A 12,093-nucleotide genomic window follows, 5' to 3' on the forward strand; every position below is an offset into this window, starting at 1 on the left:
TCGTCCCAAGGAGTCTCCCGTGACACCCTCACTCAGCTTATCCGCGTCCTCCGACCGCCTGCCCATTGGCGCTTTGCTTGCCCTGGCCATGACCGGCTTTATCTGCATCGTTACCGAAACCTTGCCCGCCGGGCTGTTGCCGTTGATCAGCGATGGCCTGGCGATTTCGCCGTCGATGGCCGGGCAGATGGTCACGGCGTACGCGCTGGGTTCGGTGCTGGCGGTGATTCCCATGACCATTGCCACCCGTGGCTGGCGGCGGCGCAATGTGTTGCTGCTGACCATCGTCGGCTTTCTGCTGTTTAACTCCATCACCGCGTTGTCGTCCCATTACGGCATAACCCTGGTGGCGCGGTTCTTTGCCGGCGTGGCGGCGGGGCTGGCCTGGAGCCTGCTGGCCGGTTATGCCCGGCGCATGGTTGCGCCGCACCAACAGGGCCGGGCGCTGGCACTGGCCATGGTGGGTACGCCGATTGCGTTGTCGCTGGGTGTGCCGCTGGGCACGTGGCTGGGTGGCCTGGTGGGCTGGCGTACCACCTTTGGTCTGATGTCGGCGCTGACGCTGCTGCTGGTCGTGTGGGTGCTGGCGAAAGTTCCGGACTATCCGCCGCAGCCTGCGCACCAGCGTCTGTCCCTGGGCCAAGTGCTGACCACGCCCGGCGTGCGGCCGGTGCTGGCGGTGGTGATCAGTTGGATGCTGGCACACAACATTCTGTACACCTACATTGCCCCGTTTGTGGCGCGTGCAGGCTTGGCTGAACGTGTGGATTTAGTCTTGCTGGTGTTCGGCATTGCCGCGCTGCTGGGGATCTGGTTGACGGCCAAACTGGTCGAACCGCTGTTGCGCAAGACCGTGCTGGCAAGCCTGGTGACGTTTGCAGCGGTAACCCTGGTGTTCGGCTTTGTCGGCAGCGTGCCGCAGGTGATCTACCTTGGCGTGGCCGTGTGGGGCCTGAGTTTTGGTGGCGCCGCGACACTGCTGCAAACCGCATTGGCCGATGCCGCCGGAGAGGGCGCCGATGTGGCGCTGTCGCTGAACGTGGTGGCGTGGAACAGCGCCATTGCGGCCAGCGGTGTAGTCGGTGGCGTGCTGCTGAAAACGTGGGGCGCCGCCTCCTTTCCATGGGCAATGGCGCTGTTGCTGCTGGTGGCGTTGGTGATTGCCTGCACGGCGCGTGCCCATGGCTTCAAACCGGGACGGCGGTCAGCCGATGGGCCAGCGGTGGCGGGGTACTAGGCGCTAAGCGAGCTTCACGTTCATGGTGCCGCCTGCCCGTTCGGCAAGTGGCTTCCCCCGCAGGCGCAGCATCCTGCGTGAAGCGCTGGCGTGCCTTAACGAGGTGGGGATCCTGGCGCGGGCGGCCTGGAATTCGATCCGTCAGGCGTCGCACTAAAGGTTAAAGTGAGGGTCCATTAGGCTCCTCACTTTAAGATATAAAACATGCACTTACGCATTATTGCAGTTGGCCTGTCGGCGTTTGTTCTGTTCTCGCCCGGCGCACAGGCCCGCAGCCTGCTGGACCTGATCAAACCACCCGCCCATGAACACACTTCGCGCTCAAGCTCCATCAGCCAAAGCGCGGCCCTCGGTCTCTATTCCCGTCAAGAAAAACAGCTCTCCTTCGACGGCTGCGCGGACCTGTTTCCCGGCGCCAAGCCGATCAACACGGCCACCGTACCCGCCTCGATGAAACCCATGGCGCTGTGTTCGGATCACTTTGCGGTGCTCTACTCGCAAACCAGCAAGACGCCTTTGGTGGTGGTTGAGCGTTTGAATGCCGCACAGCTGAAAGACGCCAAGGGTGAAGAGCGCACCAACCAGTTTTATCCCGACCCGCGCATTCCCAAAGGCGCGCGCGCGGAATTGAGCGACTATCGCAGCCAGCACCCGGCGGTGGACCGCGGCCATCAATCCCCGGCCGCCGATGCGCCAAGCGCAAATGCCATGGCGCAGTCCTTCGCCTTGTCGAACATGGTGCCGCAAGACCCCACCAACAACCGCAAGATCTGGAGCAAGGTCGAGGCCGACGTGCGCAAGTTCGCCGTGCGCGCCGGCGGCAATGTGTTTGTGTTCACCGGCCCGTTGTTTGATGCCGGCTACAGCACCGTCGGCGACAACAAGGTGTGGGTGCCCACACGCCTGTTCAAGCTGGTGTACGACGCCTCGTCCCAACGCGCCTGGGCCTATGTGCTGCCCAACGCCGAAACCCGTATCCAGAAGCCGATGGACTACGACACGTTCGTGAAAAGCACCGGGCTCAAGTTGCTCGGCAACTTGCCGGTTACGGGGTCAGTGGGTCGGACATAACCACTTTTCTGGATGGGCCCGCTGTACTGGCGCCCACGGGGTGTCGGCACAGCGGGCGTCTCACGGCTTTAGACTTTTTCGATCCAGCCTGCCGGCGCTTCAACGTCGCCGTTCTGGATGCCGGTCAGCTCATTGAACAGACGTTGGGTCAGCGGGCCGGCCTCATGTTCGCTGTGGAATACATGCAGGTGATCGTTGTAGCGGATACCGCCGATCGGTGTGATCACCGCTGCGGTGCCGCACGCACCGGCTTCCTTGTAAGCCGCGAGGTTGTCGATATACACGTCTTCTTCCACCGCCTTGAGCCCCAGACGGCTTTGCGCAAGCTCGATCAGCGAGGCGCGGGTGATGCCAGGCAATACTGAAGGTGAACGCGGCGTCACAAAGGTGTTGTCATGGGTGATGGCAAAGAAATTGGCCGAGCCGACTTCTTCGATTTTTTTATGGGTCAGCGGGTCGAGGTAAATGCAGTCGGCAAAACCCGCCTGCCGTGCCTCGGTACCGGGTAGCAGGCTGGCCGCGTAGTTCCCGCCGACCTTGGCAGCGCCCGTGCCATTGGGGGCGGCGCGGTCGTAGTCCGAAATGATGAAGTTACTCGGTTGCAACACACCTTTGAACAACGCGCCGACCGGGATGCAAAACACGCAGAAGATAAACTCCGGCGCGGTACGCACACCGATGTTATCGCCCACACCGATGACGAACGGTCGTAGATACAGCGAGCTGCCGGTTCCGTAGGGCGGCAGGAAGCGTTCGTTGGCCTTGATCACCTGCTTGCAGGCATCAATGAATTGCGCGGTCGAGACGGGCGGCATCAGCAGCCGTGAGCAACTGCGCTGCATACGGGCAGCATTCTGATCGGGGCGAAACAGGTTGATCGAACCATCCTTGCAACGGTAGGCCTTCATCCCCTCAAAACACTGCTGGCCATAATGAAGCGCGGTTGAGCCTTCGCTGATATGCAGCTGGTTATCTTCGGTCAGCGCACCTTCCTGCCACTGACCGTCACGCCAGTGTGCAATGTAACGAAGGTCGGTTTTCCTGTAGCTGAAGCCCAGGTTATTCCAATCCAGTTGCGGATGTTCCATATCACGACTCCCGAACCCGGCTACGGGTGGTATTTATTGGTTCCAGTGGATGCTCAATGCAGCATCAAGCCATTGGTGGTACGCGTTCGCCGCCTCATCCGAGGCATGTACCGAGAAGATGAACCCTGGGTAGCCGCCAAACGCGGGAGGGGGTGGTGAAAGGTGTCCGGCCTCGAAAAAGGTCACGATCCGTGCGGTTTCCGGGTGCGCCTCGACCTTTTCCAGCCCGCTGAAACCGTTGAAACGGCCATCGCCGCGCAGAGGAATGATGTAGTTTGCAGCCACTCTGGCGGCCGGCAGTACATCGGGCAGTGCCGGGGTCGGTAGCCCCAGGGCAGCCTTCATGCACAGTGCGGCGAACGACACGCCGGTGCTCTGCTCGACCACAAAGTGCGAGACCCCCGAGCCCCCAATACGTGCGCCGATTTCAATCACATACGCTTGCTGCTTGGCATCCAGGCGCAGCTCCACATGGGCGGCGCCCATGGTAATGCCCAACGCCTTGACCCCGGCGCGCGCGGTTTCGCACAGCGCCATGATCAAGGGGGCGTCGATATCTCGACGCTGGCGATAGATCGTTTCTTCAAACCAGGGCCCTTCGGGTTGGCCCTTGTCGCCCACGGCCAGGACATGCACCCCTTCGATGTCGACAAAGCACTCCACCACGAATTCTTTACCCGGCAAATACTGTTCAACAACCAGGCCTGCGGCTTTGTCCTGGTCATAGAAACGTGCCAGGTCCTTGCTCTGCACCTCCCACACGGCGTTGACCAGGCCGGGAAGCTCTTCGGCCGTTTTGGCCAGCATCACACCGGTGCTCGACCAGCCGGAGAGCGGCTTGATCACCAGTGGCAGCCCCAGTGCGCGGGTTTGCGACAGGTCGTGGGGGTTATCAATGTAGCAAAAGCCCGGTGACCTCAAGCCTGCCTCGGCAAAGGCCTGGCGCATCAGGTACTTGTTGCGGGCCAGCGCCGCCACATGGGGATCGATGCCAGGTGTACCGATTTTTTGCGCCGCCAGCGCCGTCCAGATGATCGCTTCTTCGCGAACCGTCATCACCCCGCCAATCCCTCGCTCTTGCGCGCCGGCCGCGAACGCTTCCAGCGCCACCTGCGGCTCGTCGAACACCGGCAGCTGCCAGGTCGACGTGACCGCCGGCAAGTGAGCGGGGGCGCTTTCGGTCGTGTCGTAAATCAGTACCAGTTCAATACCTGCCGCTTCTGCGGCCTCGAATACAAACGACAACTTGGCACTGCGGTGGCAAACCAACGCCAGCTTTTTCATTGTATTTCCTCACTAACCGGTTGGTTTGGGGGGCGACGCTTGAACGTCCAGCCCGAGGCGCCTGATGCATCCATGAATAACAGGGTGATCCCCACCATGACCGCAATCATCGCGACGATTTTTACTGCACCCAAGGTCGTGCCGGAGCCGATCAACCACTCACCGGTGACCACGGCGAACGGCGCCAGCAAGCCAATCGCATTGGCATACAACACACCGCCCTCGGCCAGGACCTTCTGGTACAACACATACACCGGCGCCGAGCAGGCCGCCCCCAGGATCAGCACTTTGAGTGCATCCTCAAGGTTCAGCAGTAACAAGGGCGCGGGGTCAAGAATGAACAGCGGCACAAAGCACGCTGCGGCGATCAGCGTGACCCAGGCCAGCGAGTTGATCAGTGGCAAATCCTTGAGGTAACGCTTGGACAGCAGGCCATAAACGGCGTAGGAAAGCGCCGCGACCAAGGCCAGCGCAATGCCTGACGGGCTGACTGCGCCAACGTCGCCGGTATGGGTATTGAACGCCAGCGCCGCGACACTGACGATCACCACACCCGCCAGCTTGAGCCAGGAAAACCCCAGGCTGCGTGTCAGCAGACCCAGCAGGTAGGTAATGCCCGGAATCGTCGCCAGGACCATGGTCAGGTCGCTGGCTTTCAGCGTTTTCAAGGCGCCGAAGCTGCAGACAAAGTAGAGCGAGAACCCCAGGATCGACAGGATGAAAAACCCCGGCATCCTGGCGAGCAGGGGCTTGGAAGCCTGCGGCGGCCGTGTGCTGAACGCCACGATCAGCCATAAGGCGGCCGTTGTGGCCCACAGCCTGAGCCCAACGGCATGCATCACCGCAAGGCTACCGAGCAGGCTTTTCGACAGCAGCCAACTGATCGAGAACAACGCGAGAATGGCCACGGTGAACAGCAGCAGGCGGACCTTCAATGCATTCATTGGGGGCACTCGGCCAGCACGCGGCGTGCGTAGTGCGTGGCCGGGAAATTGAAGCGTGCCAGTGGGGTTTGCGGTGCGCCCAGATGCTGCTGCACATAAGCTTTGGCACCCGCCAGATAGGCCTCGTCGTCGAGTGCTTCGAGGGCCTCGATATCGGCGATCATCGACACCAGCTTTTGGCCAAGACGTTCGCTGTCGAAGGTGAGGTGACCGTGCTCGGTTTCGATCAATGCCTTGGCATTGATCAGCATCTCGAACAGCAAAATCCCGGTGCCGGCATCGAACGTCATGTGCTGGTCCGAGCCTTTGGGGTAGCGGAACATGCGTTCGAGCAGGATGAACTCGGCGATTTCACGCCAAAAGTCCGGACGGTGTTCCAGCACCAGGCGCACCGTAATCAGGTCACACTTGGTTTCTTCCAGCAGGCCGGTAAACCAATTCAGCTTTATGTAGAGGTTTTTGTCCAACGGGCGTGGCCCGGTGTGGTGCGCATAGTCGTGGTAATAACCCCACAGGCAACGCGCGTCGTACATATCTGACTCAGACATCTGGCGGCTGCTCAGTTGGCCGAACAGGAACGGGCTCTGGCGCCCGAACAAGCGGTCTGCCTCGACGAGTGTCTGCTCGTTGTAGATACGCAGAAACTTGCTGAAGAAGAACAACGCGAAGGTCTGTTTATCGACCTTGGCTGCCGTCGCCACGGACTCTGGAAACAGCACAATGCAATTGCCTTGCAGGAACCCCTTCGAGGCCGCTCCCAGCTTGATGCATTGAAACGGTGCCACGTAGTGCTCGGTGTACTGCGCGGCCTTTGCCAGGTAAGGGGTTTCACTGCGGTAGCCGGTGACCAGCTCCAGCCGAAAGCCTTCGGGGTCTGGGCCGTTGGTCGCGCGCATGGGGGCCAGAAGAAACAAGGCGTCGCCGGGTGCAGGGGTGTTGAAACAGGCGAGTGTCTTATCGAACAAAGGCCGTTGATCCAGGCCATTCTTCAGCCAGTTGCCCAGGTCTTCCAGCGTCGCCGTCAGCAGCGGCGCAGACAGCCCGTCGATCATTGCGGCGTGCCGGTCAAGCTCGGCGATCAAGCGGTTGATGCGGGCCTGGTCGGCCAGGTCCGGGGCCTTGATGCTGCCATCCAGTTCCTGGCGGGCACGCACTTCATTGACGATATTGACCAGGGTCGACAGCGGTTCAGGCTTTTGCATGGTCGGCTCGCTTCAGCGAATGGACCAGAAAGGCCATCGGCACCTGGCCGAAATCCTCAATGATGTTCAGTTCATGCAGGTCTGCCGCAACCACGGTGGTCACGCACGCATCTGCCTTGCCGGTGCTGCACAGCACGGCGGCATCGGCATTGCTGTTGGCAAACACCTTGCGGTAATGGCTGGCCACCAGGGATTGGGGCGCGGGGTGGGTTGCCACACTCTTTATCTGGTCGGCGCTGGTACGACTGGCAAGCACCATGGAATGGGTCGGCATGATGAAGCTGTCGCACAACTCCATATCGCCCAGGCGGGTAAAAATCAGTGTATGCAAATCGGGATAGGCGGCGCAGCTTAAAAGATAGCCGTCCTGTTTTCCGGACAACTCATCAAAGGCTTGCTCAAGCGTCTCATGCAGAACAATTCGCTGCGTGCCATTGCGCTCTTCACGAGAGTCAAGCCACCACTGCGCGGCGGTGGCGCAATTGGTACCTTCGGGGCCGAGGGTATAGATAGTGGGACTGATAGCCGTGTGCATGCTTTAACTTCCTTGTCGGAGCCCACCGGACAGCGGGCCAGAATCCATTCCTGCCACCTGTTGGTGGCTGCCTTGGCGCAGGTTACTGTAGGTTTTTTGTTCAAGCAATACACCCGGCTAAACTAAACGTTGCCACCTTCGCGGCCTTGCCTGGCCGTCTGAATTCCTGCAAAGGCCGACCCTGTCAGGGTTTATACTCACCGCCAATCTCCCCCCCGATCAGATCCGAGAAAGCCCATGAGCACCTCCCTTTCCCTGACCCCAGCGCGTAAGCCTATCGCGCCTTTGGCGGCTTTTATCATCCTGGTGGCCGGCGCCGTATTCCTGCAAAACAGCGTCGGCTCGCGCCAGGTGCTGTTGCTGGTGGTTGGCGCCGCATTGGGCTTGACCCTGTACCACGCCGCTTTCGGGTTCACGTCGGCCTGGCGCGTATTTATCAATGATCGGCGCGGCGCCGGCTTGCGCGCACAGATGGTCATGCTGGCAGTGGCGGTGTTGCTGTTCTTCCCGGCGCTGGGAGCGGGCACGTTGTTCGGCCAGCCGGTGGTCGGGCTGGTAGCACCGGCTGGCGTGTCGGTGGTGTTCGGGGCGTTTATTTTTGGTATCGGCATGCAGTTGGGCGGCGGTTGTGCATCCGGCACGCTGTTCACCGTGGGCGGCGGCAATGCGCGCATGCTGGTGACGCTGCTGTTCTTTATCTGCGGTTCATTGATTGCCACCCACCATGTGGATTGGTGGTTCGCGTTGCCGGCGTTCCCGGCGGTGTCCATCGTCAAGAGCTTCGGCGTGTTGCCGGCCATGGTTCTGAGCCTGGCCGTGTTTGCGCTCATTGCGCTGGTTTCCGTGCGCTTGGAGAAGGGCCGTCACGGCCAGCTTGAACCAGGCGTGACCAGCGAGCACATCGGTCTGCGCCGTTTCCTGCGCGGGCCTTGGCCGTTGGTGTGGGGGGCAATCGGCCTGGCACTGCTTAACTATGCGACGCTGGCGCTGGCCGGACGGCCATGGGGCATTACCTCGGCGTTCGCGTTGTGGGGTGCCAAAGTGGCCGGCGGCTTGGGTGTGGACGTGGCCAGTTGGGCGTTCTGGCAAATGCCGGGCAACGCCAAAGCCCTGGCAGCCCCCGTGTGGCAAGACATCACCAGCGTGATGGACATCGGCATCGTCCTCGGCGCGCTGTTGGCTGCGGGCCTGGCCGGGCGTTTTGCCCCAAGCCTGAAAATCCCGGCGCGCTCGCTGGTGGCCGCCGTGATCGGTGGTTTGATGCTGGGCTATGGTTCGCGCCTGGCCTACGGCTGCAACATCGGCGCGTATTTCAGCGGCATCGCCTCCGGCAGCCTGCATGGCTGGGTGTGGTTGGTGGCAGCGTTTATCGGTAACAGCGTGGGTGTGCGCCTGCGGCCGTTCTTCTTCGCAGGCGAACGACCGCAGGTGGCCTTGAGCGGATGCTGAACCCCAACGAGCGATAGGGCAGGCCCATGATCAGAGAGTTGAGAACCTTTGTAAGCGCCGCCCGCCGTGGCACCTTTGCCGCCGCCGGGCAGCAGGTGGGGCTGACGCAATCGGCTGTGAGTGCGCAGATCAAACACCTCGAGGACGCCCTGGGTGTCAAGCTGTTCGACCGCACCGGTCGCTCCGCCACGCTCAATGCGGCGGGGCAGCGCGCGGTGCCGCTGGCGGAGGAGATCCTCGATATTTTCTCGCGCATGGGCGCGCCCGACAGCGCCAACAACTTTCACGGTTCGCTGCGCATCGGCGCCATCGGCAGTGTGCAAACCGGCCTCCTGCCCCAGGCGCTGGTCGCGCTTAAACGCCGCGCGCCGTTTATCGAGGTCAGCCTGGTGCCCGGCGTATCGCTCAACCTGCTCAGCCAGGTGGATGCCGGTGAGCTGGACCTGGCGATCATGATTCACCCGCCCTTCAACCTGCCCAAAGACCTGAATATCGAAGTGATCGCCCGCGAACCCTTTGTGCTGATTACCGCCAAGGACGTGCAGGGCGACGACCCGCTGCAGATTCTGCGTGAACAGCCCTTCGTGCGGTACGACCGTGGCTCGTTCGGCGGGCGCCAGGTCACGCAGTTTCTCAAGGAACACAAGATTCAGGCCCGGCAGGCGCTGGAACTCGACGAACTGGACGCCATCGTCAAGATGGTGCGCAGTGTCTTGGGCGTGTCGCTGGTGCCCTTGGCTGGCCTGTGGCTGGAACATGGCAGCGACGTGCGGGTTTTGCGATTGGACACGCTCACGTTCTACCGTGAAATCGTGCTGCTGACCAAGTACACCCAGCGCCAATTGCCGCTCTTCGAATTATTCAGGGCGTGCGTCATCGAAGTACTGGGTGCGCCGAAGTAGGGCGCGAGCATCAAAATTATTGAGGCTCAGGGCAAAGGATATCCGCTTTATCCATGGGGCTTTGTGGTGAAGAATCGGGTTCTAACCCAACAGAACCTGCAGGTAGCCACCGTGAGCCTTTCTCCCTTTCATCTAGCGATTCCCGTCTACGACCTGGCCGCCGCGCGTCACTTCTACGGCGATGTGTTTGGCCTTTCGGAAGGGCGCTCCAGTGCGCAATGGGTCGACTTCGACTTTTACGGCCACCAACTGGTGATTCACGAGCACCCCAAGACTGCATCCCAGGAATCGGTGCACTCCAACCCCGTGGACGGCCACGATGTGCCGGTGCCGCATTTCGGCATCATCCTGCAGTGGGACCAGTGGGAGGCCCTGGCTGACCGGCTGCGCGCGCGTGAGACCCGGTTTGTGATCGAACCCTACATCCGCTTCAAGGGTGAGGTGGGCGAGCAGGCCACCATGTTCCTGTTCGACCCGTGCGGCAACGCCCTGGAGTTCAAGGCGTTCAAGGACATGAGCCAGCTGTTCGCCAAGTAATTGCTCACCGTGCGGCAAACTTACGAGGGTGATTTGCGCGGCTGAGCGGGTATGTCCGAATCGGTCCTGAAGTGGTCCGCCACCTGCCTGTCGCTCATCGACAGGTGTGCTTACCATGGCTTGCATCAACCACTGTGATGCAAGCCACAAGGACCTATCATGAGCCGCAAAGCCCTTATCGTTATCGATGTGCAGCAGTCATTCCGTCACTCTGATTACTGGTCCGAAAATGACCTGCCACAGTTCCTGAAAAAACAGCAGGCGCTGATCGATGGGTGTGTTCAACAGGGCATCCCGGTGATACAAGTCTTGCATGTTGAAGACCAAGGGCACTTTTCGATGGCATCGGGCAATGTCAAAACCTTGAGCGAGTTGTCGATCAACCCCGACCTGATCATTCACAAGCGCTTTCACAGTGCCTTCGCTGGCACGCCTTTGGCTGCACGGCTTACGGAGATGGGTGTGAGCGCGCTGATCATCAGTGGCATCCGCACCGAACAGTGTTGCGAAACCACCACCCGGCAGGCGTCGGACAGCGGTTTTGCGGTGGATTTTGTCAGCGAGGCAACGCTGACCTTCCCGATGACCCACGCACGCAGTGGCCGAGAATACAGCGCCGCCGAGATTCGTGAGCGTACCGAACTGGTGCTGGAAGAGCGCTTTGCGCGCATCGTCACCGTCGCCCAGGCCCTGGAGAGTTGAACCCGTGAGCGTGCCGGTGCTGTTCGTGCTGTTGCCCAATGTGCTGATGCTGGACCTGGCCGGTCCCGCCGAGGTGCTGCGCCTGGCCGCGCAAAGCGAGGCCCCGGCAGCCATTGACTTCGACTTGCAGTACGTCAGCCCGGTGCCCGCGCTGCAAACCTCCATCGGCTTGCCGCTGGCCGGCTTGGCGCCATTGCCGCCCAGCCTGGCGCCCGGCACGCTGGTGGTGTTGGTCGGCTCCACGTCGAAGGTGAGCAAGGCGCAGCGCCAAGCGTTTGAGTCGGCCAGCGACACGCTGACCCAATGGCTGCAAAGCGTGTTTGCGCCGTCGGGCCAGCGTTTGATCTGCGTGTGCGCCGGGGCATTGAGTGCCGCCCGCGCCGGGTTGCTCGATGGCCGCCAGTGCACCACCCACCACGCGCTGTGCGCGGCATTGCAGGCCCTGGCACCCAAGGCCCGGGTCCTGGAAAACCGGCTGTATGTCACGGACGGCCCGGTCAGTTGCAGCGCCGGTGTCACGGCGGGCATCGACCTGATGCTGCACCTGCTCGCCGAATTGGCCGGGCCGCGCCTGGCCTGCAGCGTGGCGCGCGACATGGTGGTGTACATGCGCCGCAGCGGCGCCGACCCACAGCTCTCAGCCTGGATCAGTGGTCGCAACCACCTGCACCCGGCCGTGCATCGTGTGCAGGACGCCATCACCGCGGCACCCTGTGAAGCCTGGACCGTCACACGCATGGCCGAACTGGCCTGCACCAGCAGCCGACACCTGGCGCGGCTGTTCCACGAACACGTGGGCATCAGCCCGCTGGATTACCTGCACACGCTGCGTATCACCGTGGCCCGTGAACTGCTCATGGCGTCGAGCCTGGACATGGAAACCGTTGCCGAACGTGCAGGCTTTGGGTCAGCCCGGCACCTGCGACGAATCTGGAACAAGTATGAGGTGGGCACGCCCTCAAGCGGGCGTGTCGGCAGCGCTGGTTGAGGCTTGATCGGCCTCGGCTTCGAGTTTGGCGCGGTCGGCTTTGCTGATGTATTTATCTTTGCTCTTGGGCGCCAGTTTGGCGCTGGCCTTCTTGGCTTTGGCCTTAAAGAGCTGCTTGAGTTTTTTCTGGCGGTTCATGTGTCGGTGCCTGGTG

Annotated in this window: 13 protein-coding genes; 7 read left to right on the plus strand and 6 right to left on the minus strand. The window is 61.5% G+C overall.

The genetic code is table 11. The annotated features are described in order from the left end of the window. Positions 1 to 19: 19 nt before the first annotated feature. Both BFP92_RS23825 and BFP92_RS23830 read left to right on the plus strand, forming a co-directional pair. Positions 20 to 1,237 carry an MFS transporter gene (locus BFP92_RS23825; RefSeq protein WP_065931384.1) on the plus strand — a complete coding sequence of 406 codons (1,218 nt, stop codon included), beginning with the start codon at positions 20 to 22 and terminating at the stop codon, positions 1,235 to 1,237. Between the two features lie 204 nt (positions 1,238 to 1,441). Beyond that, positions 1,442 to 2,308 carry a DNA/RNA non-specific endonuclease gene (locus BFP92_RS23830; RefSeq protein ID WP_065931385.1) on the plus strand — a complete coding sequence of 289 codons (867 nt, stop codon included), beginning with the start codon at positions 1,442 to 1,444 and terminating at the stop codon, positions 2,306 to 2,308. A gap of 68 nt (positions 2,309 to 2,376) precedes the next feature. Here BFP92_RS23830 and BFP92_RS23835 read toward each other — a convergent pair whose 3' ends face one another. Genes BFP92_RS23835 through BFP92_RS23855 form a run of 5 tightly spaced genes read right to left on the minus strand, consistent with a single transcriptional unit; the run spans position 2,377 to position 7,361 of the window. Further along, complete coding sequence (locus BFP92_RS23835) at positions 2,377 to 3,396, minus strand: branched-chain amino acid aminotransferase (protein WP_056861168.1); 1,020 nt, start codon at positions 3,394 to 3,396, stop codon at positions 2,377 to 2,379. Between the two features lie 33 nt (positions 3,397 to 3,429). Further along, entirely contained in the window at positions 3,430 to 4,680 is a 1,251-nt protein-coding gene (locus BFP92_RS23840) for an ATP-grasp domain-containing protein (protein ID WP_065931386.1), read from the minus strand. Continuing rightward, positions 4,677 to 5,624 carry a DMT family transporter gene (locus tag BFP92_RS23845; RefSeq protein WP_083221793.1) on the minus strand — a complete coding sequence of 316 codons (948 nt, stop codon included), beginning with the start codon at positions 5,622 to 5,624 and terminating at the stop codon, positions 4,677 to 4,679. The genes BFP92_RS23840 and BFP92_RS23845 overlap by 4 nt, the downstream gene beginning before the upstream one ends. Continuing rightward, positions 5,621 to 6,826 carry a DUF6421 family protein gene (locus BFP92_RS23850; RefSeq protein ID WP_065931387.1) on the minus strand — a complete coding sequence of 402 codons (1,206 nt, stop codon included), beginning with the start codon at positions 6,824 to 6,826 and terminating at the stop codon, positions 5,621 to 5,623. The genes BFP92_RS23845 and BFP92_RS23850 overlap by 4 nt, the downstream gene beginning before the upstream one ends. Further along, positions 6,813 to 7,361, minus strand: a complete 549-nt coding sequence (locus BFP92_RS23855; RefSeq protein WP_058420961.1) for a type 2 periplasmic-binding domain-containing protein — start codon at positions 7,359 to 7,361, stop codon at positions 6,813 to 6,815. Before BFP92_RS23855 ends, BFP92_RS23850 begins: the two co-directional genes overlap by 14 nt. Positions 7,362 to 7,598: 237 nt before the next feature. Here BFP92_RS23855 and BFP92_RS23860 point away from each other — a divergent pair, with 237 nt between their 5' ends. The 5 genes from BFP92_RS23860 (at position 7,599) to BFP92_RS23880 (ending at position 11,939) form a co-directional block, all read left to right on the plus strand. Then, positions 7,599 to 8,810, plus strand: a complete 1,212-nt coding sequence (locus BFP92_RS23860; RefSeq protein WP_065931388.1) for a YeeE/YedE family protein — start codon at positions 7,599 to 7,601, stop codon at positions 8,808 to 8,810. Positions 8,811 to 8,836: 26 nt separating this feature from the next. Then, the gene (locus BFP92_RS23865; protein ID WP_065931389.1) at positions 8,837 to 9,712 is read left to right on the plus strand and encodes a LysR family transcriptional regulator; all 876 of its coding nucleotides are present in this window, start codon (positions 8,837 to 8,839) and stop codon (positions 9,710 to 9,712) included. A gap of 111 nt (positions 9,713 to 9,823) precedes the next feature. Further along, complete coding sequence (locus tag BFP92_RS23870) at positions 9,824 to 10,249, plus strand: VOC family protein (RefSeq protein ID WP_056861174.1); 426 nt, start codon at positions 9,824 to 9,826, stop codon at positions 10,247 to 10,249. 159 nt (positions 10,250 to 10,408) lie between these two features. Further along, complete coding sequence (locus BFP92_RS23875) at positions 10,409 to 10,951, plus strand: cysteine hydrolase family protein (RefSeq protein ID WP_065931390.1); 543 nt, start codon at positions 10,409 to 10,411, stop codon at positions 10,949 to 10,951. Between the two features lie 4 nt (positions 10,952 to 10,955). Then, positions 10,956 to 11,939 carry a GlxA family transcriptional regulator gene (locus tag BFP92_RS23880; protein WP_065931391.1) on the plus strand — a complete coding sequence of 328 codons (984 nt, stop codon included), beginning with the start codon at positions 10,956 to 10,958 and terminating at the stop codon, positions 11,937 to 11,939. Here the strand turns inward: BFP92_RS23880 and BFP92_RS23885 are convergent. Continuing rightward, on the minus strand, positions 11,910 to 12,077 hold the full coding sequence (locus tag BFP92_RS23885) for a DUF2986 domain-containing protein (RefSeq protein ID WP_065931392.1): 168 nt from the start codon (positions 12,075 to 12,077) through the stop codon (positions 11,910 to 11,912). The genes BFP92_RS23880 and BFP92_RS23885 overlap by 30 nt on opposite strands. Positions 12,078 to 12,093 lie beyond the last annotated feature (16 nt).

The organism is Pseudomonas sp. 58 R 3 (assembly GCF_900006605.1).
GTDB lineage: Bacteria > Pseudomonadota > Gammaproteobacteria > Pseudomonadales > Pseudomonadaceae > Aquipseudomonas > Aquipseudomonas salomonii.

What these genes read in the sequence shown, in the direction of transcription:
- BFP92_RS23830 (WP_065931385.1), top strand. Translation starts at nt 1,442, where the DNA reads ATGCACTTACGCATTATTGCAGTTGGCCTGTCGGCGTTTGTTCTGTTC.
- BFP92_RS23835 (WP_056861168.1), bottom strand. Translation starts at nt 3,396, where the DNA reads ATGGAACATCCGCAACTGGATTGGAATAACCTGGGCTTCAGCTACAGG.
- BFP92_RS23840 (WP_065931386.1), bottom strand. Translation starts at nt 4,680, where the DNA reads ATGAAAAAGCTGGCGTTGGTTTGCCACCGCAGTGCCAAGTTGTCGTTT.
- BFP92_RS23845 (WP_083221793.1), bottom strand. Translation starts at nt 5,624, where the DNA reads ATGAATGCATTGAAGGTCCGCCTGCTGCTGTTCACCGTGGCCATTCTC.
- BFP92_RS23850 (WP_065931387.1), bottom strand. Translation starts at nt 6,826, where the DNA reads ATGCAAAAGCCTGAACCGCTGTCGACCCTGGTCAATATCGTCAATGAA.
- BFP92_RS23855 (WP_058420961.1), bottom strand. Translation starts at nt 7,361, where the DNA reads ATGCACACGGCTATCAGTCCCACTATCTATACCCTCGGCCCCGAAGGT.
- BFP92_RS23860 (WP_065931388.1), top strand. Translation starts at nt 7,599, where the DNA reads ATGAGCACCTCCCTTTCCCTGACCCCAGCGCGTAAGCCTATCGCGCCT.
- BFP92_RS23865 (WP_065931389.1), top strand. Translation starts at nt 8,837, where the DNA reads ATGATCAGAGAGTTGAGAACCTTTGTAAGCGCCGCCCGCCGTGGCACC.
- BFP92_RS23875 (WP_065931390.1), top strand. Translation starts at nt 10,409, where the DNA reads ATGAGCCGCAAAGCCCTTATCGTTATCGATGTGCAGCAGTCATTCCGT.
- BFP92_RS23885 (WP_065931392.1), bottom strand. Translation starts at nt 12,077, where the DNA reads ATGAACCGCCAGAAAAAACTCAAGCAGCTCTTTAAGGCCAAAGCCAAG.